General features: G+C 63.0%; 26 protein-coding genes and 1 pseudogene. 13 read left to right on the top strand and 14 right to left on the bottom strand.

Translation table 11 applies throughout. The features are described 5' to 3' along the window. Positions 1–4 precede the first annotated feature (4 nt). From AC1DLV_RS24580 to AC1DLV_RS24570, 3 genes are all read right to left on the bottom strand, one after another. The gene (locus AC1DLV_RS24580; protein ID WP_476802664.1) at positions 5–1375 is read right to left on the bottom strand and encodes a glutamine synthetase family protein; all 1371 of its coding nucleotides are present in this window, start codon (positions 1373–1375) and stop codon (positions 5–7) included. A gap of 98 nt (positions 1376–1473) precedes the next feature. Next, positions 1474–3033: an amino acid permease gene (locus AC1DLV_RS24575; protein WP_476802663.1), complete on the bottom strand. Its 1560-nt coding sequence runs from the start codon at positions 3031–3033 to the stop codon at positions 1474–1476. Positions 3034–3051: 18 nt separating this feature from the next. Next, positions 3052–3873, bottom strand: coding sequence for an N-formylglutamate amidohydrolase (locus tag AC1DLV_RS24570; protein WP_476802662.1), 822 nt, complete (start codon positions 3871–3873; stop codon positions 3052–3054). A gap of 159 nt (positions 3874–4032) precedes the next feature. On the opposite strand from AC1DLV_RS24570, the gene AC1DLV_RS24565 reads away from it, so the two are divergent. From AC1DLV_RS24565 to AC1DLV_RS24540, 6 genes are all read left to right on the top strand, one after another. After that, on the top strand, positions 4033–4860 hold the full coding sequence (locus tag AC1DLV_RS24565; RefSeq protein WP_476781477.1) for a MurR/RpiR family transcriptional regulator: 828 nt from the start codon (positions 4033–4035) through the stop codon (positions 4858–4860). A 217-nt stretch (positions 4861–5077) separates the two neighbouring features. Continuing rightward, a complete protein-coding gene (locus AC1DLV_RS24560; protein WP_476802740.1) occupies positions 5078–6229 on the top strand; it encodes an efflux RND transporter periplasmic adaptor subunit in 1152 nt (383 codons plus the stop codon). Positions 6230–6242: 13 nt separating this feature from the next. Further along, entirely contained in the window at positions 6243–9371 is a 3129-nt protein-coding gene (locus tag AC1DLV_RS24555; protein ID WP_476802661.1) for an efflux RND transporter permease subunit, read from the top strand. 132 nt (positions 9372–9503) lie between these two features. Beyond that, positions 9504–9989 (top strand): MaoC family dehydratase, encoded by a 486-nt coding sequence (locus AC1DLV_RS24550; RefSeq protein WP_476784143.1) that lies wholly within the window; start codon positions 9504–9506, stop codon positions 9987–9989. 111 nt (positions 9990–10100) lie between these two features. Further along, positions 10101–10745 (top strand): TetR/AcrR family transcriptional regulator, encoded by a 645-nt coding sequence (locus AC1DLV_RS24545; protein ID WP_476784142.1) that lies wholly within the window; start codon positions 10101–10103, stop codon positions 10743–10745. Between the two features lie 137 nt (positions 10746–10882). Beyond that, entirely contained in the window at positions 10883–11122 is a 240-nt protein-coding gene (locus AC1DLV_RS24540; RefSeq protein WP_476802660.1) for a DUF680 domain-containing protein, read from the top strand. 70 nt (positions 11123–11192) lie between these two features. Here AC1DLV_RS24540 and AC1DLV_RS24535 read toward each other — a convergent pair whose 3' ends face one another. From AC1DLV_RS24535 to AC1DLV_RS24505, 7 genes and pseudogenes are all read right to left on the bottom strand, one after another. Next, entirely contained in the window at positions 11193–11399 is a 207-nt protein-coding gene (locus AC1DLV_RS24535; RefSeq protein ID WP_476802659.1) for a hypothetical protein, read from the bottom strand. 62 nt (positions 11400–11461) lie between these two features. Continuing rightward, positions 11462–12010, bottom strand: a complete 549-nt coding sequence (locus AC1DLV_RS24530; RefSeq protein WP_476802658.1) for a sarcosine oxidase subunit gamma — start codon at positions 12008–12010, stop codon at positions 11462–11464. Beyond that, positions 12003–14996, bottom strand: coding sequence for a sarcosine oxidase subunit alpha (locus AC1DLV_RS24525; RefSeq protein WP_476802657.1), 2994 nt, complete (start codon positions 14994–14996; stop codon positions 12003–12005). Before AC1DLV_RS24525 ends, AC1DLV_RS24530 begins: the two co-directional genes overlap by 8 nt. A gap of 110 nt (positions 14997–15106) precedes the next feature. Next, a pseudogene (locus AC1DLV_RS24520) lies at positions 15107–15376 on the bottom strand (sarcosine oxidase subunit delta); the annotation flags it as partial. 11 nt (positions 15377–15387) lie between these two features. Beyond that, positions 15388–15819, bottom strand: coding sequence for a hypothetical protein (locus tag AC1DLV_RS24515; protein ID WP_476802656.1), 432 nt, complete (start codon positions 15817–15819; stop codon positions 15388–15390). A 69-nt stretch (positions 15820–15888) separates the two neighbouring features. Beyond that, positions 15889–16245 (bottom strand): cupin domain-containing protein, encoded by a 357-nt coding sequence (locus AC1DLV_RS24510; protein WP_476802655.1) that lies wholly within the window; start codon positions 16243–16245, stop codon positions 15889–15891. Between the two features lie 10 nt (positions 16246–16255). Then, complete coding sequence (locus AC1DLV_RS24505) at positions 16256–17509, bottom strand: sarcosine oxidase subunit beta (protein ID WP_476784113.1); 1254 nt, start codon at positions 17507–17509, stop codon at positions 16256–16258. 222 nt (positions 17510–17731) lie between these two features. On the opposite strand from AC1DLV_RS24505, the gene AC1DLV_RS24500 reads away from it, so the two are divergent. Further along, positions 17732–18490, top strand: a complete 759-nt coding sequence (locus AC1DLV_RS24500) for an SDR family oxidoreductase (RefSeq protein WP_476802654.1) — start codon at positions 17732–17734, stop codon at positions 18488–18490. A gap of 14 nt (positions 18491–18504) precedes the next feature. Here AC1DLV_RS24500 and AC1DLV_RS24495 read toward each other — a convergent pair whose 3' ends face one another. Together AC1DLV_RS24495 and AC1DLV_RS24490 are read right to left on the bottom strand one after the other, a co-directional pair. After that, positions 18505–19722, bottom strand: coding sequence for an MFS transporter (locus tag AC1DLV_RS24495; protein WP_476802653.1), 1218 nt, complete (start codon positions 19720–19722; stop codon positions 18505–18507). Positions 19723–19816: 94 nt separating this feature from the next. After that, a complete protein-coding gene (locus AC1DLV_RS24490; protein ID WP_476802652.1) occupies positions 19817–20629 on the bottom strand; it encodes an AraC family transcriptional regulator in 813 nt (270 codons plus the stop codon). A 90-nt stretch (positions 20630–20719) separates the two neighbouring features. Here AC1DLV_RS24490 and AC1DLV_RS24485 point away from each other — a divergent pair, with 90 nt between their 5' ends. After that, the gene (locus tag AC1DLV_RS24485) at positions 20720–21130 is read left to right on the top strand and encodes a DUF2000 family protein (protein WP_476802651.1); all 411 of its coding nucleotides are present in this window, start codon (positions 20720–20722) and stop codon (positions 21128–21130) included. Positions 21131–21137: 7 nt separating this feature from the next. Here AC1DLV_RS24485 and AC1DLV_RS24480 read toward each other — a convergent pair whose 3' ends face one another. Continuing rightward, positions 21138–22322 (bottom strand): glycoside hydrolase family 5 protein, encoded by a 1185-nt coding sequence (locus tag AC1DLV_RS24480; protein WP_476802650.1) that lies wholly within the window; start codon positions 22320–22322, stop codon positions 21138–21140. 242 nt (positions 22323–22564) lie between these two features. Here AC1DLV_RS24480 and rpsU point away from each other — a divergent pair, with 242 nt between their 5' ends. From rpsU to AC1DLV_RS24455, 5 genes are all read left to right on the top strand, one after another. Then, positions 22565–22831 (top strand): 30S ribosomal protein S21, encoded by a 267-nt coding sequence (gene rpsU, locus AC1DLV_RS24475; protein WP_067958156.1) that lies wholly within the window; start codon positions 22565–22567, stop codon positions 22829–22831. A 151-nt stretch (positions 22832–22982) separates the two neighbouring features. Then, the gene (locus AC1DLV_RS24470; protein WP_476802649.1) at positions 22983–23819 is read left to right on the top strand and encodes a tetratricopeptide repeat protein; all 837 of its coding nucleotides are present in this window, start codon (positions 22983–22985) and stop codon (positions 23817–23819) included. A 122-nt stretch (positions 23820–23941) separates the two neighbouring features. Then, positions 23942–24535, top strand: a complete 594-nt coding sequence (locus tag AC1DLV_RS24465; protein ID WP_476836273.1) for an NAD(P)H-dependent oxidoreductase — start codon at positions 23942–23944, stop codon at positions 24533–24535. Between the two features lie 71 nt (positions 24536–24606). Beyond that, positions 24607–25077: a DUF992 domain-containing protein gene (locus tag AC1DLV_RS24460; protein WP_476802647.1), complete on the top strand. Its 471-nt coding sequence runs from the start codon at positions 24607–24609 to the stop codon at positions 25075–25077. 145 nt (positions 25078–25222) lie between these two features. Beyond that, positions 25223–25855 carry a LysE family translocator gene (locus AC1DLV_RS24455; RefSeq protein WP_476802646.1) on the top strand — a complete coding sequence of 211 codons (633 nt, stop codon included), beginning with the start codon at positions 25223–25225 and terminating at the stop codon, positions 25853–25855. A gap of 84 nt (positions 25856–25939) precedes the next feature. Here AC1DLV_RS24455 and AC1DLV_RS24450 read toward each other — a convergent pair. After that, positions 25940–26076, bottom strand: a 137-nt coding sequence (locus AC1DLV_RS24450) for an NAD(P)(+) transhydrogenase (Re/Si-specific) subunit beta (protein WP_476802739.1), incomplete at its 5' end; no start/stop codon positions are given.

Below are 26076 nucleotides of genomic sequence, written 5' to 3'. Positions count from 1 at the left end.
TTTATCAATACCGCTCGAATCCCCTGTGCAATTCCCAGTCGGTGATACGGCGGTCGTATTCGAACTGTTCCCAGCGCGCGGTGTGGACGTAGTGCTCGATGACGTCCTCGCCGAGCGCCTCGATCAGCATCTTCGAAGACGCCAAGGTCTCGGTGGCATCGCGCAGAGTCTTTGGAATTTCCGGCAGGCTGGCAGCCTGATAGGCATCGCCGACAAACGGCTTCTGCAGCTCGAGCTTTTCGTCGATGCCGGCGAGGCCCGCCGCGATCAGAGCCGCAAAGGCCAGATAGGGATTGAGGTCGGCACCCCCGATGCGGCACTCCATGCGGATGCCCTTGGTGCCCTCCCCGCAGAGGCGGAAGCCTGCGGTGCGGTTGTCCTCGCTCCACATGATCTTGGTCGGCGCGAACGTACCGGCCTGGAAGCGCTTGTAGGAATTGATATAGGGCGCCAGGAACCAGGTAAATTCCTTGGCGTATTTGAGCTGCCCGGCTGCCCATTGCTGGCCGAGCTTGGACAACGTCCATTCGCTGCCCTTGTCGTAGAACAGCGGTGTCTTGCCGTCCGCGCTCCACAGCGAGTTGTGGATGTGGCTGGAGTTGCCGGCGAGGCCGTAATTGTACTTGGCCATGAAGGAGATGGCCTTGCCTTCGCTGGCCGCGATCTCCTTGGCGCCGTTCTTCAGGATGACATGACGATCGGCCATCTCCAGAACTTCGGCATAGCGGACGTTGATCTCTTCCTGGCCCGGCCCCCACTCGCCTTTCGAGTTTTCGATCGGGATGCCGGCGGCTTCCATCTCATTGCGAAGCCGGCGCATGACGCCTTCTTCCTTGGTGGTGATGCCGATCAGGTAGTCGCCGATATAGGGCGATGCCGTGTCGAGGTTCTGCCAGTGCTTTCCACGCGCCGAGTCGTAGGTTTCGCTGAACAGGTAGAATTCAAGCTCGGAAGCGAAATAGGCGAGATAGCCACGATCCTGCAGCCGCTTGACCTGCTTGCGCAGGATCCCGCGCGGCGAGTGGGCGAGATCCTCATGCGTGTGGTGGTCCTGCAGGTCGCAGAGCAGCAGCGCGGTCTTTTCGAGCCACGGCACTTTTCGGATGGTGTCGAGGTCGGGCTTCATGACGAAGTCGCCATAACCTTTCGACCAGCTCGCCGCCTTGTAGCCGGGCACCGGCTCCATATCGATGTCGTTGGCCAGCAGATAGTTGCAGCCATGCGTCTCGTCATAAGCGGATTCGACAAAGTACTTGGCTAAAAACCGCTTGCCGACCAGCCGGCCCTGCATGTCGACGGCACAAGCGAGAACCGTGTCGATCTCGCCTGTGGCGACAGCCTTTTTCAACTGATCGAATGAGAGATTTCCAGCCATTTTTGTTCCGCTCCGGGCAATGCCACTTCAAAAGATCGTTTTGGGGTTGAAACGAGACGTGGCCGGCGCTTGGCCGGCCACGGCCATTTTGTGAGCTGTCAGTGTCCGGTTTCGCCCACGGCCCGTTCGGCCGCGGCGATCTCGGCGGCACGCTTGGCCACCTCGTCGCCAATCGGCGGACCCTGGAAGCGACGGGCTTCGAAGCCGAACCAGATGATGGCGGTCAACACCAGGAAGCCGACGGTGATGTACAGCGCCCAGTCGTTGGGCGGCTGGATGCCGATCACGAAGATCAGCACCATGGCGATGATCGACAGCACGGCGAACAGCTTGAAGACGCCCTCGCCGAGATCGAACGGTCCCATCTTGTCCCACTTCGACGTGCCCCAGGCAATCAAACCGAGCGCGATCGGAATGGTGAAGGAGAAGAACAAGAAGATGACCGTGCAGGCGACGACGATGGTGTAGACCGGCGTCTCGCCGATGGAGACCAGCGACGAGCCCCAGACGAACAGCACCGCCAGGATCGAGCCGGTCCAGATCGCGGCTACCGGCGTGCGGTAGGTCGGGCTGACCTTGGCAAGTGCCTTGGATCCCGGCAGGCCTCCGTCACGCGAGAAGGCGAAGATCATGCGCGACACCGACGTCACTGTCGCCAGACCGCACAGCCACTGGGCGACGAAGATGGCGAGGTAAAGCAGGTCCTTGACGAGCGGGTTGACCTGTTCGGTCATCGCCCAGAAGAACACGTTCCAGCCCTGCTTTGCGGCATCGTCCATGCTCGGCAGCATGAGCACGAACGAGCACAGCATAATGTAGCCGAACAGGGCCGACCACAGTACCGAGCCGATCATGGCGCGCGGCACGGAATGTGCTGCCTTCAGAGTCTCTTCGGAGGTGTGCGCCGAGGCGTCGTAGCCGGTGATGGTGTAGATCGGCAGCAACAGGCCAAGCAGGAACACCCACATCGACGAATTGGCCGGCCAGACATTACCGCCCGCTTCACCCGAATAGTTCGAGAAGGTGAACAGTCGGCTGATCTCATAGGTATCGGCAGCAGCCAGGCAAACGATGGCCAAGGCAATTGCGGTCGCAAAGATCAGGTAGCCGGAGAAGTCGGTGAGCTTGGCGGTAAGACCGATGCCCATATGGTTCACCAGTGCCTGCAACCCGGTGATGATCGCCAGGAAGATGATACGGGTGGTGGTGGTGTCTTCGAGCCCGAGATAGGTGGTGCCGAAGGCGCCCATGAAGAAGTAGTAGGTGCCGACATTGATGGCGCCCAGCACGGTGACGAGGCCGAGCAGGTTGAACCAAGCGGTGAGCCAGCCGGTAAAGCGGTTGCCGAGGATCGAGCCCCAGTGATAGAGGCCGCCGGCCGTCGGATAGGCCGAGCTGATCTGCGCCATGGCGACGGCGAAGACCAAGCTGACGAAGCAGCCGAGCGGCCAGCCGATGCCGATGGCGGCACCACCCGCGCCCGACGTTGCCTGCGCCAGCGAGTTGATACCGCCTGAGAGAATGCAGATGATGGAGAACGAAACCGCGAAATTCGAGAACTGGCTCATTCGCCGTTCGAGTTCCTGGGCGTAGCCCATACTGTGAAGGACTTGGACGTCCTCGCTCTTGTCTTTATCGGTATAACCAGGTGCTGCCATGTCAGTGTCCCCTTATTGTTATGCCTTCGATTGAGCTGCGCGGCCGGTGCCCGTCTGGAATGGGGCTGCCTCGCCCGCCTCCGGTTCGAGTTCCGCAAAGATGCCCGTGAGCAAATCCGCCCATTTCCGCTGCCCGGTCTGCGCCGGAATTTCGTCGTTGCGGATTTCGATCATCGCACACGGCAGGCCGCGCGACCTGCCGTGGTGTTCCAGGGTGAAATAGACGCGATCGGCCGGCGAATAGGGCTCGTTGACGCCGACATTGACGCTGTCGAGTTCCCGCAGCGCCGCGATCAAGGGGGCGGCGAGCCGGGCATCTTCGTCGTGAATGATGCCGATGTGCCAGGGGCGCGAAACGCCCTTGTAGACCGGAGTGAAGGAATGGACAGACACCAGTCTCGTCTCCCGCCCTTCGCGGAGCCGCTCCGAAACGACCTCGTCGATCGCATCGTGGAACGGTCGCCATGATAGCGCTATTCGCGCCTCGCGCTGAGCGGCGGTGAGTGCGGCGTTGCCGGGAATCGCCGTGGTTTCGCTGATCTCGGGGATCAGGTCATTGGCCGCGAGCGGCCGGTTGCAGTCGATGGCAAGCCGCGACACGCAGGACTGAACCAGCGTCGCATCGAGACCTTCGGCCATGCGTTCGGCGACCGGCAGCGCGCCCGGATCCCAGGCGATGTGGCGCTGCATTTCGGAAACGTCGAGCCCGAGCGTGCCGAAGCTCGCGGGCAGACGATTAGACGCGTGATCGCAGACAATAACGTAAGGGCTGCGCCCGGCCCGATTGGTCACCCGGACGGCATTCGACATGGCGCGTAGTGCAGCCTGGCCCATACCCATTCATTCATCCCCGGGGCCGTATCGTATGTTACGTATTTTTGTTCATTGCGCCCCTATGGATGATTTCATACACATCGGAAGAGTTTGTCAAATGTCATTTGAGGCACGCAACTGACTCACGGCTGGGCCAGATCGGCCACGTGCGCAGAGGAGATGCAGATGGTTTCGAGCGTTGCCGAATTGATCACCGAAAAGATCGACACGATGCCGGCCGGCGAGCGCCGCGCGGCCCAGACGCTGATCGCATCATATCCGCTGATCGGACTGAAGACGGTGGCCGAATTCTCCCAGCAGGCCGGTGTGTCGTCGCCGACCATCCTGCGTTTCGTGGCAAGGCTGGGATTCCAGAACTACCCGGAGTTCCAGTCGGCACTCCAGGACGAGCTGGCCGCTCAGCTGCAGTCGCCGGCCTCTCGCACCAACACGGCACAATCGCCCCTGCCCGCCTCGACAGCGCCGATCCTCGAAGCGGTGCTCGAAAATGTCCGCGAGACGTTCAGGCATATCTCGGACAAGCAACTCACCGACATCGTCGGTCAGCTCGCCAACCAGCGCGCCCATGTCTACCTCGTCGGCGGGCGCTTCACCGATCCCCTGGCGCGCTACATGGCCGCCCATCTCAACCTGATCCGGCCGAATGTCACCCACCTCGTCGGCCAGGAAAGCCTGTGGCGCGATCGACTGATCGACATGAGCAAGCGCGACACGCTGCTGATCTTCGACATCCGCCGCTACCAGGACAGCCTGATCCACTTTGCCGAAAAAGCGCATAATCGCGGCGCGACCATCGTCCTGTTCACCGACCAGTGGCTATCGCCGATCGCGCGGTTTGCGCGCCATGTGATCGCCGGGCGCACAGCGGTGCCTTCCGCCTGGGATTCGTCCGCTGCGTTGTTCGTTGCCGCCGAAACGCTGATCGGCGCGCTGACGCGAAAGCTCGAAACCGACGGTGCCAAGCGCATCCGCGAGATCGAGGATCTGCGCTGATCCGGCACCCATTCCTGCAAATATTACGCAGATTTAATGTGCGGCAGGCGGAGAATTGCCATAAGTCTCAGCTATCGAACTAGGCTATACTGCGGTCGCCTGCGAGCCTCTTTTTGCGCGCACAAGACCTCGAAACAATGTGCAGACGCCGCGCGCAGCGGTGTAGGTGGCACCGGATAGATGCCGGGCCGAGGGACTTAGCGAGACTGGAATGCAGATGGCCGCCTGGAAGCAGATTGTCTTGGCAATCGTCATTGCGCTTGTCGCAGCCGCCGGCTGGGTGCTGTTCGTGCCAAGCTCGCGCACTGTCCTGGCAAGCTGGGGCATCGACTGGGCCCAGGCCTCGACCGAAAAGGCGGCACAGACGGCTGGCGGCGGCAATCGTCAGGGCGGTCGTGGTGGCCAGGCTCAGACACCTGTTGTTACCCAGCTTGTCACCACAGGCACCATCAACGACAAGCTGTCGGCGATCGGCACCGGCCGCGCACTGAACTCCGTCGTCATCAACCCCTATGCATCGGGCCGACTGACTGAAATTGCAGTCACGTCGGGGGAAAAGGTCGAGGCCGGCACCGTCATCGCCAAGCTCGATTCGGATTCCGAAGAGATCGCGCTCGAGCGCGCCCGCATCGCCGAGGCTGATGCCGAGGCATCGCTGGAGCGGATCAAGGCGCTCAGGGCATCCAATACAGTCACCGCCGTGCAGCAAAGAGAAGCCGAACTTACGCTCGACAATGCGCGGCTCGCCGTCCGTGACGCGGCTCTGGCACTCGAGCGCCGGACCATCAGCGCGCCGATTGCCGGTGTCGTCGGCATCCTGCCAGTCGAAGCCGGGAACTACGTCACCAGCCAGACGACGATCGCCACCATCGACGACCGCTCGCGCATCATCGTCGACTTCTGGGTGCCGGAACGCTTCACCGGCCTGATCACGGTCGGCGCGCCGCTTTCGGCCAACTCCATCGCTCGCCCCGGCCAGATCTTCGAAGGTGTGGTCAGCGCTGTCGACAACAGGCTCGAAACACAAAGCCGTACGCTGCGCATCCAGGCCCGGCTCGACAATGACGGCGACGTTCTGCGCGCAGGCATGTCGTTCCAGGTCGCCATGCAGTTCCCCGGCGACACCTATCCTTCGGTCGATCCGCTGGCTATCCAGTGGGGCGGTGACGGCGCCTTCGTCTGGGCGCTCGATAATGGCAAGGCCAAGCGCGTGCCAGTGCGCATCATCCAGCGCAACACCGACAGCGTGCTGGTCCAAGCCGCGCTGACGGCTGGTGACAAGGTCGTCACTGAAGGCATCCACACAGTGCGCGAGGGTGCTGAACTTCTCGTTGCCGGCAGTGAAGCTGCCGCGCGCAGCGGCTCCTGAGCGGGAGCGGCCAATGAGCAGCGCCCAGAACGAAAACGCCGAAAAAGGCATCACCGCACTTTTCGTGCGCCGCCCTGTGCTGGCCTTCGTCATCAATACCCTGATCGTGGTCGCCGGCCTCGCCGCCTTCTATGGCGTCGAGATCCGCGAACTGCCCGATGTCGACCGCCCTGTGATCACCGTGTCAACGACCTATTCCGATGCCGCGGCCGAAATCGTCGACCGCCAGGTGACAGCCGTCGTCGAAGGTGCCGTGGCGCGTGTCACCGGCGTGAAGGCGATCTCATCCAGCTCGTCCTACGGCAACAGCCGGGTGACGGTGGAGTTCAACGACGGCGTTGATCTCAATGTCGCGGCGTCCGACATGCGCGACGCCGTCGGTCGGGTGACCAACACCCTGCCCGACGACGCCGACCCGCCGCGTATCGTCAAGGCCGACGCCAATGCCGACGCGGTGATGCGTCTAGCGGTGACCTCCGACACTATGCCCGTCGAGGACATGACAATCCTGGTCGAAGACCAGATCTTGGACGTGCTGGCGTCAGTTGACGGCGTTGCCGACGTGCAGACCTATGGTGATCGTGCCAAGATCTTCCGCGTCGACATCGACCAGGCCAGGGTGGCGAGCCTGGGGCTGACGCTGGCTGACATCTCCAACGCGCTGGCGAGCGTCTCCTTCGACGCGCCGGCAGGCTCGCTGACCGTCGGCAACCAGGACATCATCGTCCGCGCCAGTGCCGCGGTGACGACGCCCGAGGCGTTTGAAAGCATCATCATCAACGGCAAGACCCGCCTCGGCGACGTCGCCACGGTGACCCTGGGCGGCGACCCCGGCTCGACCTCGCTGCGCTCCGACGGCAAGACCGGCATCGGCATCGGCATCGTGCGCCAAGCACAGTCGAGCACGCTCGACATCTCCAAGGGCGTGCGCGCCGCCGCCGAAAAGATCCAGACCACCTTGCCCAAGGGCATGACCATCCGCGTCACCTCTGATGACGCCACCTTCGTTGAGGGCGCCATCCACGAAGTCGAGATCGCGCTGCTGCTGTCGGTGACCATCGTTCTGATCGTCATCTACCTGTTCCTGCAGGACTGGCGCGCGACGCTCATTCCCGGTTTTGCCATGCCGGTGGCGATGATCGGCACCATCGCCGGCATCTATCTCGCCGGCTTCTCGGTCAACATCCTGACGCTTTTGGCACTGGTTCTGGCAACAGGCCTTGTCGTCGATGACGCCATCGTCGTGCTCGAAAACATCGTGCGGCGCCGCAACGAAGGCATGGGCCCTCGCGCTGCCGCCGTGCTTGGCACGCAGGAAGTGTTTTTCGCTGTTGTGGCGACAACGGCAACGCTTGCCGCCGTCTTCATCCCGATCTCTTTCCTGCCTGGCCAGACCGGTGGCCTGTTCCGCGAATTCGGCTTCGTGCTGGCGATCTCGGTGCTGCTGTCATCAGTCGTGGCCCTGTCGCTATGCCCGATGCTCGCCTCGCGCATGCTGACGGAAAAGAGCATCGAGCACACCCGTTCGGGCGTGATCGGCAAGATCGGCACCAAGCTCGCCGCTCTCTACAAAAGCTGCCTGCGCGCCTGCCTCAACGCTCCGGCGATCGTCATCTTGATCTCGATCCTGTTTGCAGGTGCTGCCTACATCGCCTTCGGCTCCGTGCGCCAGGAACTGACGCCGACCGAGGACCGCTCGATGGTGATGCTGCGCGTCACTGCGCCGCAAGGCGTCAGCCTCGACTACACCGCCTCGCAATTGCGCCGCATCGAGGGGCTGATCGAACCGCTGCGCAAGTCGGGCGAGATCGAAAGCACCTTCGTCAGCGCCGGCTCGGGCAATAACAACAATAGCGGTTTCATGGTGCTGTCGCTGGCGCCTTGGGACAAGCGTGACCGCACCCAGCAGCAGATCGCCGCCGACATCGTGGCGCGGACCCGCGACGTGCCCGGCGTGCGCACCACGGTCGCCCAGCCCAACAGCCTTGGCATCCGCGGCGCCGGCAACGGCCTGCAGTTCGCGCTGATCGGCAACAGCTATGCCGATCTGGGTGTTGCCGCCACCAAGGTGCTGGCCGAGATGGAGAAGGACCCGCGCTTCGTACAGCCCCGTCTCAGCACCGATTCGACGCAGCCGCAGCTCTTCGTCACCGTCGACCGCGACCGCGCATCCGATCTCGGCATCGACATCAACGGCCTGTCGCCAGCGCTGCAAGCCATGCTCGACGGCCGCAAGATCGCCAGCGTCTTCATCGAGGACCGCAGCTACGATGTGAAGCTGGTCTCGACCACCAACCCGATCAACGATTCGACCGATCTCGAAAACATCTTCATCCGGGCGAGCGACGGGCGCTTCGTGCCGGTCTCGACAATCGCCTCGCTCAGCGAGCGCGCCGTGCCGCCGTCGCTGTCGCGCGAGCAGCAGCAGCGCTCGGTGGCGATCACCTCCAGCCTCGCCGACGGTTTTGCCCTTGGCGAAGCGTTGAAGACAGTTCAACAGATTGCGGCACCTGTGATGCCGGCGGGCAGCAGATTGCTGCCACTGGCTGAAGCTGCGACCCTCAACGAAACCAGCGGCAGCATGCTGACGATCTTCGGCTTTGCCATCGTCATTATCCTGCTGGTGCTGGCGGCGCAGTTCGAGAGCTTCGTCAGTGCGGTCATCATCATGGCGACCGTGCCGCTGGGGCTCGCCTGCGCTGTCTTCGCGCTGCTTTTGACCGGCACCTCGCTCAACGCCTACAGCCAGATCGGGCTTGTGCTGCTTGTCGGCGTCATGGCCAAGAACGGCATTCTGGTCGTCGAGTTCGCCAACCAGCTGCGCGACCGCGGCATGGGCGTGCGCCAGGCGATCGAAGAAGCGGCGACGATCCGCCTGCGCCCGGTGATGATGACGATGATCTGTACCGTGCTCGGCGGCCTGCCCTTGGTGCTGGCGCAGGGCGCCGGGGCCGAGGCCCGCATCGCGCTTGGTTGGGTGATCGTCGGCGGTCTCGGCCTCGCGACGATCTCGACGCTGTTCCTGACGCCTGTGGCCTATCTGCTGCTTGGCCGCTTCATCACGCCGAAGGTCGCGGAAGAGAACCGCCTGAAGCGTGAGCTCGAGGAAGCCGCGTATACCGGCGTGGAGCCTGCGGAATAACGGCACAGAACTGATATTGGCCAATCTGCGACGGATTTGCCGCCGCAAGCGATGACATGGCGTGTCCGATTCTGTATCAGTCCTCGCAGTCAGCGCAGCGCATGACTTTTTCTTATGCAGAACGGGATACGAATGAGCCTGAAATCGATCACTCTCGACGAACTTCAGGCCAGTGTCGGCAAGGAAGTCGGCGTCTCGCCATGGCGCACGGTCACCCAGTTGATGATCGACCAGTTCGCCGACGCCACCGACGACCACCAGTTCATCCACTGTGACCCCGAGCGTGCTGCCAAGGAAACACCCTTCGGCGGCACCATCGCGCATGGTTTTCTGACATTGTCGCTGCTTTCGGCCATGACCTTCGACACGCTTCCCTCGGTCGAGGGCGGCAGCATGGGCATCAACCAGGGCTTCGAGGAGTTGAAGTTCGTGGCTCCGGTGAAGACCGGTTCGCGCATCCGCACCCACTTCGTGCTGGCCGAGCTGAAAATTCGCCCGTCCGGCTGGATCCAGGCGACGCATGAGGTGACGATCGAGATCGAGAACTCGAAGAAGCCGGCGCTGACGGCACGCTGGCTGACGCTGACTTTTGTCGAGCCCTCGCGCGAAACAGCCTGATCGACCCCGTCAGGTCGTAGTCCTGATGAGCTACCGCGCTTGCCTTGCCGCGTTCCGGACCGGCGTATAAAGTCGCCGGCTTCGAGTGCGTGAAGTCAACAAGGCGTATCCGTGTCCAGCATTGCCGCAAACCGACGTGGGCTCCACAAGGCCGAACTCAGGGCCGAACTGGTAGCAGCCGCCCATGCGCTGGTGCGGGAAGAAGGCTATGAGGGCCTGACCATCCGCAAGCTTGCAACGCGGGTCGGTTATGCCCCGATGTCGGTCTATTCCTACTTCGCCGACAAGCAGGAAATCCTTATGGCGCTTGCCGAGGATGCCTTCATCGACCTGGCGCGACGGATGCGGCAGAACCGGCCTCACGATCCACTCGAAGCGGTCCACGCAGCCCTCACCGAATATGCGGAGTTCGGGCTTGGCAATCCGAACGAATACCGGACCGTGTTCATGACCGAAAAGCAGAAGCCGCCGGTCGGAAAGACCTTTGCCGAGATGGAACGAGGCAACCCGGCATTCCAGGTGATCCTGGAGCGGGTTGAAGCATGCATCTCGGCAGGCAAGTTGAAGGGTGACGCCCGCGCCATCGCCACGGCCCTGTGGACCGTGGCCCATGGGGCGATCTCGCTGCTGATCACGTTTCCCTTCTATCCCTTCGGCGATCCCAAAGCCTATGTGACGCGAATCGGGGATCTCGCTTTGGCCGGACTGGCCGCAAGCGAGACGGCTCCGCTCACAGACGAACCCGGCCATTGTTAGAGCCTGCCGGGCAGCATTCAGTGCCTTGAAAACAAAAACTCCGTACGCGTACGGATAAGTCTCTTGCAATGCGCAAGGTGCGGCCGTATCTGTAAGCTACCCCGTACATGTACGGTACAATTTTACGGAGATGGACAATGCGACGGACAATTCTGGCGCTCGCGGCGGTGCTCGCGACGAGCGGCTTGGCAATGGCAAAGGACACCCACAAGACGACGCCTGCGCCCTCTGCGTGCAGCGCAACGACGTCCAAGCACAAGCTCGACTGCAGCACGACAGGTGCGATCAAGGAGCGCAGCCCGTCGACGACCAAAAGCAGCCAAGGCCCGCGGCTCGGCTTCGACATGAACCCGTGGATCGTGCCGCCCAAGTACTGAGTTCGGGAAGGATTTCGCTATGAAAGCCGACTGACAGAGCGGCTTTCATATACTTGCGGGGCTGCAGCGGTCAGCTTTTTCTCGGCTCTACCGGTCCACCGGAAATGGTGGTCGAGGTGACCGAGACCGGGTCGCTGGCCGGAAAGCTGTCTTCCAGCCCTTCGTCGAGCTCCTGCTGCAGAACCTGCTGATCCTTGGGCCGGTCGTCGCTGCGCCGGGCGCGTCTCTCGCGCTTTGGGAGCATGGCACCTGGGCCAGGTTCGGAACTGAGGGGCATCGCATTGGTCCTCGCTTGAACGTCGAGGAACAAACGCCTGCCCTGCCCCGAGGTTCCGAAAATCAGCCGTCGCGCGCGGCTTCCGACAGGAAACCGTAGACATAATCCGAAAACGAGCGCCAGCACTCGACGCGGAAGGCATCCTCTCCGGTCCTGAGCAGCACCATCTCGACCTTGCCGAGTACCGTGCGCGAAGCTGCCCCCACCGGGAAGGCGGCGAGCGACAGGTCCTGCGGGCAGCCGGCGTTGATGGTGGCGGCGGCGTTCGTGCCAGTCACCGCAATGCCAACGTTGCGATGGGAAACGTCTACGGCCGAGTGCAGTCCCTTGACCGACGTGCAGTCGGAGAGCGGGTCGCCGCCTGCTTCGTCGATGACCAGCCATTCGTCCGGCCCGAGCCAGAGAGCGGTGCGTCCGCCCTTGGTGGCGGAGGTCTTGGGCTTCTGCGGCAAGGTCAGGCCGAGCGCCTTGGAGAGCGCGGCGACAGCGGCCGGACGGGCGCGCAGCGACATGCGGTTTGCCGGCTCCAGCACCTTGAGCGACACGCCCTGCCCGCCAAGATTTTTGCCAGCGAGTGCTGGGCTTCTGGTGGCGACTGCGACCTTAGCCATTGAGGCGGTCTCCCTTCTCATCGAAGAACACGGTGCCGGTGACTTCCACCTCGATGACCCCGTCGGGCATGGGCACGTAGAGCGTTTCGCCGATGCGGTCGCGGCCACCGGCGACAAGGCCCATGGCGATCGAGCGGTCGCAATTCTCCGACCAATAGCTCGACGTGACATGGCCGATCATCTTCATCGGGATCGCCTGCTTGGGGTTCTCGACGATCTGGGCGCCCTCTTCGAGCACCGTGCGCGGATCCCTGGTCTTGAGCCCGACGAGTTGCCTCCGGCCCTTGGCGACAAGGTCGGGGCGCATCATGCCGCGAATGCCGACGAAGTCGGTCTTTTTCTTGCCGACGGCCCAGTCGAGGCCGGCGTCATTGGGCGTGACCGTGCCGTCAGTGTCCTGGCCGACGATGATATAGCCCTTCTCGGCGCGCAGCACGTGCATCGCCTCGGTGCCGTAGGCACAAGCGCCATGCTTCTGGCCTTCGGCCCACAGCGCTTCCCAGACCGCACGGCCATAGTCGGCCGGCACGTTGACCTCGAAGCCGCGATCGCCGGTGAACGACATGCGGAACAGCCGGGTCGGCACGCCGCAGATCTTGCCTTCGCGCACCGACATATGCGGCATCGCCTCGTCGGACATGTCGATGCCCTCGACCAGCGGCTCGATGATGTCACGTGAGTTGGGCCCCTGCACGGCAATGACCGCCCACTGTTCGGAGATCGAGGTCAGCCAGACGTCGAGATTGGGGAACTCAGTCTGGAGATAGTCCTCCATGTGGTTCATGACGCGCGCCGCACCGCCGGTGGTGGTGGTGACGTGGAAGCGGTCGGCGGCAAGGCGGCCGACAACGCCGTCATCGTAGATAAAACCGTCCTCGCGCAGCATGATGCCATAACGGCAGCGGCCGACTTCGAGCTTCTCCCACGGGTTGGTGTAGAGCAGTTCCATGAACTTGGCCGCGTCCGGGCCGACCACCTCGATCTTGCCAAGCGTCGAGGCATCGAACAGGCCGGCGGCCTTGCGCACCGTCACGCATTCGCGGTTGACGGCGGCATGCATGTCTTCGCCGGCGCGTGGAAAATACCAGGCGCGCTTCCACTGGCCGACATCTTCGAACACCGCGCCATGACCCTCGGCCCAGGCATGGGTCGCGGTCTTGCGCGTCGGGTCGAACAGGCCGTGGCGGGCGTGGTTGACGATGGCCCCGAAGGTGACCGGCGTGTAGGGCGCGCGGAAGGTAGTCAAGCCGACCTGCGGGATGTCCTTGTCCAGCGCCTCGGCGGCGATGGCGAGGCCGTGCATGTTGGACGTCTTGCCCTGGTCGGTGGCCATGCCATTGGTGGTGAAGCGCTTGACGTGCTCGATCGAGCGCATGCCTTCATGCACCGCCTGGCGGATGTCCTTGGCGGTCACGTCGTTCTGGAAATCGACGAAGGCCTTGACCTTGGTGTCGGCGCCAGCGCCCGGGCCTGCGCCCAGCATGCCGCCGCTCCAGCCTTCAGAAGCCTCGACCTTGATGGCAACGCCCCTGGACGACTTGGCGCCAGCATTCTTGGCGGCTTCCGCACCTGCCGCGAGCGCCTGCTCGACGGTGTCTTCGAGCGAGTCGGAGCCGTTGCAGGCGCCGACAGATATGCAATCCTGGGCGTAGGTGCCGGGCAGGAAACGCTTGGTCGCGTCATCGAAGGCAACCTTGCCGCGCGACTGCGAGAACATGTGCACCGAAGGCGTCCATCCGGCAGACATCAGCAGCGCATCGACGGCGATGGTGCGTTCCGCACCGCCCCCCTTGGCCTGCACGGTCATCGACTTGATGCGCTGGCTGCCATTGGCGCTGGTGACGGCGCGGCCATGATTGACCTCGATGCCGAGCGCGCGCGCCTCGTCGACCAGTGGACCGGTCGGGTTGTCGCGCAGGTCGACGATGGCAGCAACGCCGACGCCGGCCTTCTTGAGGTCGATCGCGGCACCATAGGCACTGTCATTGGCGGTGTAGACACCAACTTGTTTGCCGACGACAACGCCGTAGTGGTTGAGGAAGGTGCGCGCGGCGGATGCCAGCATCACACCGGGGCGGTCGTTGTTGGCGAAGACCATATGGCGTTCGATCGCGCCGGTGGCCAGGATGACGCGGTTGGCGCGGACCTGCCACAACCGCTCGCGCGGCTCGTCGCGGCCGGGACGCGCGACATGGTCGGTGACGCGCTCGACGAGGCCGACGAAATTCTGAGCGTAGTAGCCGAAGGCAGTCGTGCGCGACAGGACCTGGACATTGTCCATGGCGGCAAGCTTGGCGACTGTCGCCTGCGCCCAGCTCCAACCGTCCTGGCCGTCGATGACAGCGCCCTTTTCATAGCGCAGCGCGCCGCCGAAATCGGCCTGCTCGTCGCAGATGATGACACGCACGCCTGTCTCGGCAGCCGCAAGGGCAGCAGCGAGACCAGCGGCACCACCGCCGAGCACCAACACCTCGCAATGGGCATAGCGTGCGGAATAGTGGTCGGGATCGGCCTGGTCGGGTGCGACACCCAGGCCAGCTGCGGCGCGGATGGTGGGTTCGTAGAATTTCTTCCAGGCAGCCTTCGGCCACATGAAGGTCTTGTAGTAGAAGCCGGCCGAAAAGAACGGCGAGCCAAGATCGTTGACCGCGCCGACGTCGAAGGAGAGCGACGGCCAGCGGTTCTGCGAATTGACGGTGAGCCCGTCATAAAGCTCCTGCACCGTGGCCCGCACGTTCGGCGTCTTGCGTGCTGCATCGCGCTCGACACTCACCAGTGCGTTGGGTTCCTCGGCACCCGCAGAGAGGATGCCGCGCGGGCGGTGATATTTGAACGAGCGGCCAACGAGATGCACGCCATTGGCAAGCAGCGCCGAGGCCACCGTGTCGCCGGCAAGGCCGGTCATCGGCTTGCCGTCGAAGGTGAAACGCGCGGTCTTGGCAGGCGTCAGGCGGCCCTGGCCGGAAATGCGGTAGGAACCGGCCATCATGCCTCTCCCTTGGTCGAGCGCTTGGCCTTAGGCTTCACGTTCAGTTGGTCTGGCGGGCGATTGGCCCAGGCGGCGGGACCACCTTCGCTCGACAATGTCGAAATGTCGGGCTTCGGTTCACCTGCCTTGTAGGTCAAAAGGAACCGGTCGGTGATGGTGTCGCGGGCGGCGTTGAAGAAGCGCGCGCAACCATGGATGTGGCGCCAGCGCTCGAAGATGACGCCCTTCGGGTTCGAGCGGATGAAGAAGAATTTCTCGAAATCCTCATCGCTTTCAGCCGCGATGTTGTTCGAACGCGCGATGTGGGCCTCGCCGGCGTTGCGGAATTCGAGCTCGGGGCGCTCTTCTTCGCAGTAGGGGCAGTGAATGAGAAGCATCTGGATGATCCCTAGAGTTCGCCGGGGCCGATTTGTGTGCCTTGCGGTTGGTCGCAAAGCCTTTCGCCAAGTGCGGCGAACGGCGCCACCCGCTTGATCAGCGTTTCCACCGTGTCGACGGACAGAAACAGATCGCGGTTGGCGATGTTGAGAAAGGTAAGCTCGAACGGGTTGGCCGAGACGATGACGTGCCGCGGCTGGCGCGGCTCCGGGTCGTCGCCGTCGGATGCCTGTTCCTCGACGAAGGACACCACCCTGCGGCCGCCGCTCCAGACACAGGCGAGAACGCCCGAGGCAACCGAAAACGGCCATTCGCTCTCGTTGCCGGCACGGCTGATCTTCTGCAGCCGCACCTCGCTCATGTCGGGAATGTGGAACATCCCCCTCTCGCCCGCGAGCACGAGCGGCGCCATCGCAACCAGGGTCGCGGCGAGCGTCGACATCAGTGCGCCACCGCTGCCAAAACGAACCGAGGGGAACGGCGGATCAGAACCACGAGCGGCGTTCCTTCCTCATATCAGGGTTTTCGTGACGGCAGTCGCCGGATCGCCCGTGTTGGGCACGCCAGCGGGCTCGATCAGGAGGATGTGCGTTTCTTCTTCGGCCACCGGGCAATGCTCGACACCCTTGGGCACGACATAGAGTTCGCCCGGCCCCAGAACAACATCGCCGTCCCTGAGCTGGATGCGCAGCCGGCCCTTGAGCACAAGGAAGAAGTCGTCTGTATCGGGATGCGAATGCCAGTTGAATTCGCCCTTGACCTTCACGACCATGATGTCGTTGCCGTTGAAACCGGCAACGATCTTGGGCGACCAGCGCTCGTCAAAGAGCGCCAGCTTCTCGGCAAGATTGACTGATTTTTCCGACATCAGCCGCTCCTCAGTGCGCGACCGCCGCCGCTGCCGCCTCGTCGATCAGGCGGCCGGTGCGGAAGCGTTCGATGGTGAAGGGCGCGTTGATCGGGTGCGGCTCGTCGCGGGCGATGGTGTGGGCAAAGACATTGCCCGAGCCCGGCGTCGCCTTGAAGCCGCCAGTGCCCCAGCCGCAATTGACGTAGAGCCCCGGCACCGGCGTCTTGGCCAGAATCGGCGAACGGTCAGGCGTCACGTCAACGATGCCACCCCACGAGCGCAGCATCTTCATGCGCGTGAACATCGGGAACATCTCGCAGATAGCGTCGAGCGTGTGGTTGATGATGTGCAGGCCGCCGGTCTGCGAATAGGAGATGTACTGGTCGGTGCCCGCACCAATGACCAGCTCGCCCTTGTCGGACTGCGAGATATAGGCGTGCACGGTGTTGGACATGACCACGCAAGGGAAGACCGGCTTGACCGGTTCCGACACCAGCGCCTGCAGCGGATAGCTTTCGAGCGGCATGCGTACGCCGGCCATGTTCATAATGACCGAGGTGTGGCCGGCGGCAACGACGCCAACCTTCTTGGCGCCGATGAACCCCTTCGAGGTCTCGACGCCCGAAACGCGGCCATCAGCAGTGCGGCGCACGCCGGTGACTTCGCAATTCTGGATGATGTGGACGCCGCGATCGGACGCGCCACGTGCATAGCCCCAGGCAACCGCATCGTGACGGGCGGTGCCGCCGCGGCGCTGCAGAGACGCGCCTACCACCGGGTAGCGGGCGGAAGCCGAAATGTTGAGCGGCGGGCAGAACTCCTTGGCCTGCTCGGGCGTCAGCCATTCATTGTCAATGCCGTTGAGCCGGTTGGCATGGACGTGGCGCTTCAGCACCTGCACGTCATGGACGTTGTGCGCCAGCATCATGACGCCGCGCGCCGAATACATGACGTTGTAGTTGAGGTCCTGCGACAGCCCATCCCATAGCTTCAGCGCGTGGTCGTAGATACCTGCCGATTCGTCATAGAGATAGTTGGAGCGGATGATGGTGGTGTTGCGGCCGGTGTTGCCGCCGCCGAGCCAACCCTTTTCCAGCACCGCGACATTGGTGATGCCGTGCTCCTTGGCGAGGTAATAGGCGGTGGCAAGGCCATGCCCGCCTGCGCCGACGATGATGACGTCGTATTCGCTCCTTGGCTCAGGCGAGGACCACTGCTCCTCCCAGCCCTTGTGGCCGCGCATCGCCTCCCGGGCTATGGCAAAAACCGAATATTTCCGCATTGTTTCAGGGCCTCGCAGATGCCGGAAGCTTAAGAGCGCGAGGTGTAGCACTAGCGAAATCCCGCGACCAGCCTTGCACTGTTTGCGACGGCGTCTGCCGTTTTGCGCCGTCCGTTTGGTCCGCCCATTTTGCCGCACGTATCGGGTGGCTCGTCGAGCCCTGAATTGCGACCTGTGGGTCAGAGCCGGGCGCCTCCGGCCGAAACGCCCACAGGAGCAGACATGTTCGATCTGAATGGAAAAACCGCAATCGTCACCGGAGCAAGCTCGGGCATTGGCCGCGCGACAGCGAAGCTGTTTGCCCGGCAAGGCGCGCGCCTGGTCCTTGCCGCGCGCGGCGCCCCCGCATTGGAAGCGCTCGCCAGGGAAATCCTCGCCGACGGTGGCAACGCGGTGGCGCTGGCCGGCGACGTCAGGGACGAAGGCTTTGCCCGTGCCCTGGTCGAGAAGGCACTGGCGCTATTTGGTGGTCTCGACGTCGCCTTCAACAATGTCGGCCTGGTCGGCGAGATGGGCCCGATCACCGAGCTGGAACTGGCAAGCTGGACCGAGGTGATGGAAACCAACCTGACCAGCGCCTATCTCGGCGCCAAGTACCAGCTCCCGGCAATGCTGGAGCGCGGCGGCGGTTCGCTGATCTTCACCTCGACCTTCGTCGGCTACACGGTTGGGATGCCCGGCATGGCCGCCTATGCAGCGTCTAAGGCAGGCGTCATTGGCCTGACCAAGGCGCTGGCAGCGGAGTTCGGCCCGCGCGGCATTCGCGTCAATGCCTTGCTTCCAGGGGCTGCCGACACTCCGGCACTGACAGCCAACACCCCGGAAGAACGCGCCTTCATCGAAGGGCTGCACGCACTGAAGCGTATTGCACAGCCCGAGGAAATCGCGCAATCCGCGCTCTACCTCGCCTCGGACGCGTCGAGCTTCACCACCGGGGCGGCCTTGCTTGCCGACGGCGGTGTCTCGATCAACCGCGTCTAGATAGACCCAATCCTTCAGGCCGTGCGTAGACGCGCGGCCTTCATGTTGGGCAAGAAAATGGTCAGCAGGCCCAGCAGCGGCAGGAACGAGCAGAGCTTGAAGACGTATTCGATGCCGCGCGCATCGGCCACCACACCGAGCACGGCGGCAGCAATGCCGCCGATGCCGAAGGCGAAGCCGAAGAAGATGCCGGCGATCATGCCAACGCGGCCGGGCACCAGTTCTTGCGCGAACACGACGATGGCCGAAAACGCAGAGGCCAGGATCAGGCCGATCAGCACCGTCAGCACCTTGGTCCAGAACAGGTCGGCATAAGGCAGCATCAGGGTGAACGGCAGCACGCCGAGGATCGAGAACCAGATCACCGTCTTGGCGCCGAAACGGTCGCCGATCGGACCGCCGAGGAAGGTGCCTAGTGCTGCCGATCCGAGGAACAGGAACAGCAGATACTGCGATTCCTGCACCGAAACGCCGAACCTTTCGATGACGTAGAAAGTGTAGAAGCTCGACAGGCTCGCCGTGTAGGCCTGCTTGGAGCAGACCAGGATGGCAAGCACGATCAGCGCGCCCAGCACCTTGTTGCGCGGCAGCGGGTTGAACAGCGTTGGTGCCGCGCGCTTGGCAGCGCTGGCGATATGGCGGCTGTACCAGACGCTGACGCGGATCAGCACGACGATGCCGACCATGGCGCCGATCGAGAACCAGGCAATGCCGCCCTGCCCGAGCGGCACGACGATGAAGGCTGCCAGCAGCGGACCGAGTGCCGAGCCAAAATTGCCGCCGACCTGGAACAGCGACTGCGCCAGGCCGAAACGGCCGCCAGAAGCGAGACGTGCGACACGCGAGGATTCGGGATGGAAGATCGCCGAGCCAAGGCCGACGAAGGCCGAGCCGACGAGGAGCATTTCGTAGCTATGGGCAAAGGCCAGCGTCAGCAGGCCGACCAGCGTCAGACACATGCCGACCGGCAGCGAGAACGGCAGCGGCTTCTTGTCGGTGTACATGCCGATGACCGGCTGCAACAGCGAGGCGGTGATCTGGAAGGTCGTGGTGAGCAGGCCGATCTGCCAGAAATCGAGCTGATAGTCCGTCTTCAGCATCGGATAGAGAGACGAGATCAGCGACTGCATGACGTCGTTGAGGAAATGGCTGAAGCTGACCGCAAGCAAGATAGCGAACACCGTTCCATCGGCGCGGGAGGACGGGCGGACGGGTATGGCTGTATCGGTCAAAGCAACGGCTCCGCGGCATTCTCGAAAGGACAGGCTGGAATAGACCTACAGGGCGCGGCTTACATGGTGCACGCTACGGTACTGTGCGGTCCAGTCAGCCTTCGCCAATGCGGGCGAGCGTGGCGAAGCGTCCCGGCGTGATGCCGTAGCGGGCACGGAAGTGGCGTGTCATGTGGCTCTGGTCGGCGAAGCCTGTAGCCGCAGCCGCCTCGGCCATGCTCTCGCCTTTGACAATGCGGGCACGGGCAGCGGCGAGCCTTCGCCCGACGAGGTAGCGATGGGGCGAGGTGCCGACAAGGCGGCGAAAGGCGCGCGCCAGCTCGAAGCGATCGAGCCCGGCGATGCCTTCAAGATCGGTCGACGCGATCGGCCGCTCGAACTCCTCGGCAAGGAACACGCGGGCTTTGGCAACCTGGCTGGTCGGATCGGACACCGGGCAGGCCTGGCCCGGGTCGTCGCTGCGCCGGACGAGATGGTCGGCGAGGCCGGCAAAAAGCGCATCGACCTGCAATGGCTCCATGGGATTGGGAAAGTCGGCGAAGGCATCGTCGATCAGCGCGGCCAGTTCCGCGTCGCGCTCGACCACGCCAGGCACGAAGGGCAAGGCAGAGGCGCCGTCGCGAGCCTCACGCAGAAGCCAGGGTTCGATGTAGAGCATGCGATAGGTGAAACCCTCCGGCACGCCGGCATGGCCGTCATGAATCTCGTCGGGATGCAGGACCATGCACTGATCCTTTTGGCTCACCCTGTCGCTGCCGCGATAGCGGAAGGCCTGCGCGCCTGAGAGCGTGTGGCCGATCGCATAGGTTTCGTGCCGGTGCGGATCATAGGCGTGGCCGCCGAAGCGGGCGACGAGGCGCTGCATGCCAGGGGCCGGCTCGTCGGTGATCAGGAAGTCCTGCGCCATGGTCGGGATCCGCGAAATCGTCGATCCGAATGTCGGGGCCTTTGCACAAACGTTCAAGACCCCGGTGCGAGCGGCGGCTAGCCTCGCGTCATGATATATCCAACGAAGACTGCCCTCATCCTCATCGACGATCTTGCCGCCTGGCAGAAGGTCAACATCGCCGCCTTCCTGACCGGCGGGCTGATGCACGGCTTTCCCGAAATGGCGGGCGAAGGCTATCGCGACCAAGACGATAACAACTATCTCGCCATGATCCGCGAGCCGGTTTTCGTCTACGGCGCGGACACCCAGACGATGAGGCGCACCTATGAACGGGCGCGTTCGCGTGGAATGGCATTCTCGATCTACACGCGGCCGCTGTTTGCAACCAGCAACGATGTGGACAACCGCGCCTCGGTGGCGGCGACGCCAGCGGCCGAACTCGACCTTGTCGGGCTCGGCCTGCATGGCGAACGCAAGCTCGTAGACAAGATCGTCAACGGCCTGAAGTTCCTGGCGTGAAGCAGCGCTATTTCGATGCGGACAAGCGCTTGGAGATTGGCTCGAATTCGGGCGTTGCCTTGCGCTTGACCGGGTCGGGCTCGTTCTTCTCCTGGGCTTCCCAGTACTTCCAGTTCACCTTGGCCGAACCCAGCTCGTAATCCATGCCGTCCCAGGCGTCCTCGCGGAAGCTGTAGAAGGCCCAATGCAGCTTGTCGGCGTCGAGCGGGGCGAGCACGTCTTCGAGATACTGCGTGCAGAACGGCAGGCGGCGCATGCAGCCAAACTCGCCGGCAACGACGCGGTTACGTGCAATGCCATGGCTGTCGGCCCATTTTACCGGCTGGGCCAGATAGGCCTTGACCCGCTCGGCGTCCCATTTCTGCTCGCCATCTCCGTAAGGCACCATGCCCGGATACTGGTAGGGCTTTTCGCGCTTGATGTTGGGGCCGCTGGTGGCAGCGTATGGCTCATACATATGGAAAGAGTAGAGCACGCGCTCGTCGGTGAGCTTGGCCGGCCAATAGGAAAAGGCATCGGCCGCCGCATACCAGCCAGAGTCGGCCATGACAGGCGTTGTCGGGTCGACTTCGCGGATCGCCTTGATCACTGTTTCGTAGAAGGCAGGCAGGTCGCTCGCGCTGTCCTTCTGCTTTTCGTACCAGGCTTTCATCGCTGCCGGATCGGCATGCTCGGCAAGGCCATTGCCCTTCTCAGGTGCCGGCTCGTTGATGATGTTGTAGCCGGCGACCGCCGGATGGTCCTTGAGCTCGGCGGCGAGATCGCGCCAGAAGGCGGCAGCCTGAGCCCAATAGGCCTTGTCTTTCCACAGGCGACCGTCGAATTTCTTGTCGTTGTTTTGCGCCCAGCGCATGCCCGGCAGCGACAAAGGCGCGATCACCACCTTGAGCCCGGCCTTGTCGGCGCGATCGAGCACGGCCTTGAGGGTTTTCACGTCCGAAGCGACGAGACCTTCATATTTGTCAGCGGTGCCGATCAGGAAGTCGCGCTTTTCCGGCTTCCACTTGTCATAGGACAATCGCACCCAGCTCGCGCCATAGCCGCGCAGGGCGTCGAAATGGGCCTGGTCAGGCGGCAGGCGGTTGAAACTGTTGCCGCCATGCTGCGGCGCGTCCCAAAACTGGATGAGATCGGCGGCATGCGCCTGCGGCAGGGCCGCGGCGAGCGCGAGGGCAACGAGAATCGAACGCATGAGAATTACCTTGCGGATTTGGAGAGGGCGTGGGATCGGCTTGGTCACCAACAAAAGAGGCGGAAGTGGGCTCGCTTAGTGGGCGCATTTCACAGCGACCTCAGGAAATGCGGCCTTTGTGGTGGACAGGCAGACCTGATTCTGCTATCAGCCGCCCAACAATTCGCGGTGTCAGTCATCGCGGAGGCTTCGTGGCTATTGCCGCGGCCTTGAGATTTCGAACACGAACGACAGGATCACAAGTGCAGGTACTCGTCCGCGACAACAATGTTGACCAGGCGCTTCGCGCGCTTAAGAAGAAAATGCAGCGCGAAGGCATCTTCCGTGAAATGAAGATGCGCGGTCACTACGAGAAGCCGTCGGAAAAGCGTGCTCGCGAGAAGGCAGAAGCCGTCCGCCGCGCCCGCAAGCTGGCCCGCAAGCGCGCTCAGCGCGAAGGCCTGCTGCCTAGCACGCCGCGTCCGGCAGCCGCTGCTGGTGCAGGTGCTGGCGCACGTCCGGCACGTTGATCTGCCAATCTTTGGTCCTTTTCGAAGGATAACGACGAGGTGGGGCGACTAAAAATCGCCGCCACCTTTTTGTTTTGTCCGGCTTGCCGCTGGACGCAGCGCCCACTGCCCGGGGCGCGCAAGCGAGGGACACGCAGCGATGAATGCAGTCATGAGCAACCGCAACTCACTGCTGCGCGGCGGCGCCATGACGGCCCTCTTGCTTGTCGCGATGACTGTCGCCGGCTGCCAGTCGGGCGGTCCAGCAGGCGAACTGACGCGCATCGACACGGCGCAAGGCTCGAGCGAGAACATCTCCTCGCTGAGCGCCGTGATCGCCAGCAATCCCAACGACCCTGAAGGCTACAATGTGCGCGGCTCGGCCTATGGCCGCAGCGGCAAGTACCGCGAGGCGCTGCAGGACTTCGACCGGGCGCTCCAGCTCAACCCGAGTTTCTACCAGGCCTATTCCAACCGCGCGCTGATCTACCGCTTCATGGGCAACCAGCCGGCGGCACTCGCCGACTACAACAAGGCCATCCAGCTCAACGCCTCCTACGACGCCGCCTATATCGGCCGCGGCAACCTCTACCGCAAAGCCGGCCGCTCGCAGGATGCATTCAATGATTTCCAAAAGGCGATCGAGCTCGATACCACCGACCCGCGCGCCTACCACAATCGCGGCCTGATCTATCAGAGCCAGGGCCAGCACGCCTTTGCCATCGAGGACTTCTCGAAGGCGATCTCGCTCGCTCCGGATTCGGCCGAACCCTACAATGGCCGTGGGCTCTCTTACCTCGCCACCAGTGACGACGAAAACGCCTTCGCCGACTTCAACATGGCGATCAAGCTCGACGGCAAGATCGCCGAGAGCTGGGCAAACCAGGCGCTGATCTATGAGCGCCGCGGCGACAAGGCCAAGGCCGCCAAATCCTACGCCGAAGCGGTCCGACTCGACCCGAACTACAAGCCGGCCGTCGACGGCCTGGCGCGCACGCGCGGCGTCTGATCCTTATGTGCCGCGCGTCTTTTGGGACGCACGAAGCACGCAGGTAGTATCTTAACCCAGGCATGATCATATCCGAGAATCGATCCCGATTTTCGGGGTCACATCTGAGTGTCAGGCCTGCCGTGAATTGCCTTATTGTCCTGTCGCATCCGCTGGCCGAAAACCTCAACCGGCACTTCGCTGACATTGCGGTCAAAGAACTGACCAGCGCTGGCCACAAGGTGACGCTGCTCGACCTCTATGCGGCAAGCTTCGACCCGCGCCTCAACGAGGCCGAACGCGCCTCGTATTATACCGAGCGTTTCGAGTCGGGGGCGCTGATGAGCCACGCTTCAGCACTGCGCGATGCGGAAATACTGGTTCTGATCTTCCCGACTTGGTGGTTCGGGCTGCCGGCGATGCTGAAGGGCTGGGTCGACAGGGTGTTTTCGCCCGGCATCGCCTTCGACCACGGCAGCGATTTCGGCCCGATCAGGCCGCTGCTCTACAAGCTCCGCCACGTCGTTACGATCACCACCCTTGGCAGCCCTTGGTGGGTCGACCGGCTGGTCATGCGCCGTCCGGTTCGCCGCATCCTGAAATGGGGTGTGTTCAAGGCCTGCGCGCCCAAGGCACGTTTTACGATGTTGCCCTTTTATGAGGCCGAAAAGCCGCAGCTAGCGCGCATCGAGCGCTTTTCGGAAAAAATCAGCCTGCAATTGCGCAAGATCAAATAGGCGGCAATCCAAGCGGGAACTTTTCAGCGGCTATTGGGTTGATATTCTTCATGCCCTGAAAGGAAACCGCCATGAAAAAGCTCATCCTCGCAGCACTTGCCCTTGTGCCGCTTTCAGCGCCCGCGCATGCGGATTTCGGCGTCAAGGTGGGACTTCTCACTTGCGTCATCGAGGGCGGCGTCGGCTTTGTTATCGGCTCGAGCAAGGACATGCATTGCACGTTCACGCCGTCAAACCGCAACGACCCGCAGCAGGCCTATTCCGGCCGCATCAACAAATATGGCGTCGACGTCGGCTTCACCAACGGAGCGGTCCTGCAATGGCTGGTGATGGCGTCGAGCGGCGATGTTCATTCGCCTGCCCTGCTCGCCGGAAATTATGCCGGTGCCAGTGCAGAGGCGACTGCGCTGTTGGGCGTGGGGGCCAACGTATTGTTTGGCTGGTATCGTTCGGTCGCGCTTCAGCCGATCAGCGTTTCGGGCCAGACGGGTCTCAACGCCGCGCTGGGGGTTGGCGCGTTGCAGCTGGTGAGCGCGCGCTGAACCAAGACAGACAAAGGAGTTAGACAGGGCGCCTGCGCCCCGGTGCCGTTGCTGTCGCAATTGCTTGCACCTGGCTGCCCCTGTCTGAACCCAGCGACACTGTATAGGAATTCCCCTCGACACGACCGAAGCCGAGGGGAATGCCATGTCCGAGACTGCAAATCTCCTCGCCTTTGCCGCGATTGCGTTGGGCATGGTGCTGACGCCTGGCCCAAACATGATCTATTTGGTGTCGCGCTCGATCAGCCAGGGATCCAGGGCCGGGCTGATCTCGCTCGGCGGCGTGGCGCTCGGCTTTGTCATCTACATGCTGTGTGCTGCCTTCGGCATCACAGCGCTGGTTCTGGCGGTGCCATACGCCTATGACGCGATCCGCTTTGCCGGCGCTGCCTATCTTCTGTGGCTCGCCTGGCAGGCCATCCGCCCCGGCGGGCGCTCACCCTTCCACATCCGCGAACTGCCGAAGGACGGCACGCGCAAGCTTTTTGCGATGGGCCTGTTCACCAGCCTGCTCAACCCCAAGGTCGCGGTGCTTTATCTGTCGCTGCTGCCCCAGTTCATCGATCCGGTGGCCGGCAGCGTGCTGACCCAGTTGCTGATCCTCGGCATGATCCAGATCAGCATCAGCGTCTCGGTCAACGCGATGATTGCGCTTTCGGCAGGATCGATCTCGCAGTTCCTCGCCCACAACCCCGGCTGGCTCAAGATCCAGCGCTGGCTGATGGGCACGGTTCTGGCCGGAATGGCGGTGAAAATGGCAACCGAAGCTCAGCGCTGAGCTTTCGGCTATTCAAAAAAAAGCCCGGCGCATTTGCCGGGCTTTTTCAGTTCTCGCTGCGGCGAGATCGCTTGAGCGCTTGGCTCAGTGATCCATGGCCTTGACGATTTCTTCCGTCATCTTCTTGGCGTCGCCGAGCAGCATCATGGTGCCGTCCTTGTAAAACAGCGTGTTGTCGATGCCGGCATAGCCGGAGCCGAGCGAGCGCTTGACGAACAGGC

The sequence above is a fragment of the Aminobacter sp. 01T433 genome (genome assembly GCF_056398585.1).
This window is presented reverse-complemented; position numbering and strand designations above follow the sequence as displayed.

Bases quoted from the DNA above. Each gene is read 5' to 3' on its own strand.
- AC1DLV_RS24580 (WP_476802664.1), bottom strand. From the start codon at position 1,375: ATGGCTGGAAATCTCTCATTCGATCAGTTGAAAAAGGCTGTCGCCACA.
- AC1DLV_RS24575 (WP_476802663.1), bottom strand. From the start codon at position 3,033: ATGGCAGCACCTGGTTATACCGATAAAGACAAGAGCGAGGACGTCCAA.
- AC1DLV_RS24570 (WP_476802662.1), bottom strand. From the start codon at position 3,873: ATGGGTATGGGCCAGGCTGCACTACGCGCCATGTCGAATGCCGTCCGG.
- AC1DLV_RS24565 (WP_476781477.1), top strand. From the start codon at position 4,033: ATGGTTTCGAGCGTTGCCGAATTGATCACCGAAAAGATCGACACGATG.
- AC1DLV_RS24560 (WP_476802740.1), top strand. From the start codon at position 5,078: ATGGCCGCCTGGAAGCAGATTGTCTTGGCAATCGTCATTGCGCTTGTC.
- AC1DLV_RS24555 (WP_476802661.1), top strand. From the start codon at position 6,243: ATGAGCAGCGCCCAGAACGAAAACGCCGAAAAAGGCATCACCGCACTT.
- AC1DLV_RS24550 (WP_476784143.1), top strand. From the start codon at position 9,504: ATGAGCCTGAAATCGATCACTCTCGACGAACTTCAGGCCAGTGTCGGC.
- AC1DLV_RS24540 (WP_476802660.1), top strand. From the start codon at position 10,883: ATGCGACGGACAATTCTGGCGCTCGCGGCGGTGCTCGCGACGAGCGGC.
- AC1DLV_RS24535 (WP_476802659.1), bottom strand. From the start codon at position 11,399: ATGCCCCTCAGTTCCGAACCTGGCCCAGGTGCCATGCTCCCAAAGCGC.
- AC1DLV_RS24530 (WP_476802658.1), bottom strand. From the start codon at position 12,010: ATGGCTAAGGTCGCAGTCGCCACCAGAAGCCCAGCACTCGCTGGCAAA.
- AC1DLV_RS24525 (WP_476802657.1), bottom strand. From the start codon at position 14,996: ATGGCCGGTTCCTACCGCATTTCCGGCCAGGGCCGCCTGACGCCTGCC.
- AC1DLV_RS24515 (WP_476802656.1), bottom strand. From the start codon at position 15,819: ATGTCGACGCTCGCCGCGACCCTGGTTGCGATGGCGCCGCTCGTGCTC.
- AC1DLV_RS24510 (WP_476802655.1), bottom strand. From the start codon at position 16,245: ATGTCGGAAAAATCAGTCAATCTTGCCGAGAAGCTGGCGCTCTTTGAC.
- AC1DLV_RS24505 (WP_476784113.1), bottom strand. From the start codon at position 17,509: ATGCGGAAATATTCGGTTTTTGCCATAGCCCGGGAGGCGATGCGCGGC.
- AC1DLV_RS24500 (WP_476802654.1), top strand. From the start codon at position 17,732: ATGTTCGATCTGAATGGAAAAACCGCAATCGTCACCGGAGCAAGCTCG.
- AC1DLV_RS24490 (WP_476802652.1), bottom strand. From the start codon at position 20,629: ATGGCGCAGGACTTCCTGATCACCGACGAGCCGGCCCCTGGCATGCAG.
- AC1DLV_RS24485 (WP_476802651.1), top strand. From the start codon at position 20,720: ATGATATATCCAACGAAGACTGCCCTCATCCTCATCGACGATCTTGCC.
- AC1DLV_RS24480 (WP_476802650.1), bottom strand. From the start codon at position 22,322: ATGCGTTCGATTCTCGTTGCCCTCGCGCTCGCCGCGGCCCTGCCGCAG.
- AC1DLV_RS24470 (WP_476802649.1), top strand. From the start codon at position 22,983: ATGAGCAACCGCAACTCACTGCTGCGCGGCGGCGCCATGACGGCCCTC.
- AC1DLV_RS24460 (WP_476802647.1), top strand. From the start codon at position 24,607: ATGAAAAAGCTCATCCTCGCAGCACTTGCCCTTGTGCCGCTTTCAGCG.
- AC1DLV_RS24455 (WP_476802646.1), top strand. From the start codon at position 25,223: ATGTCCGAGACTGCAAATCTCCTCGCCTTTGCCGCGATTGCGTTGGGC.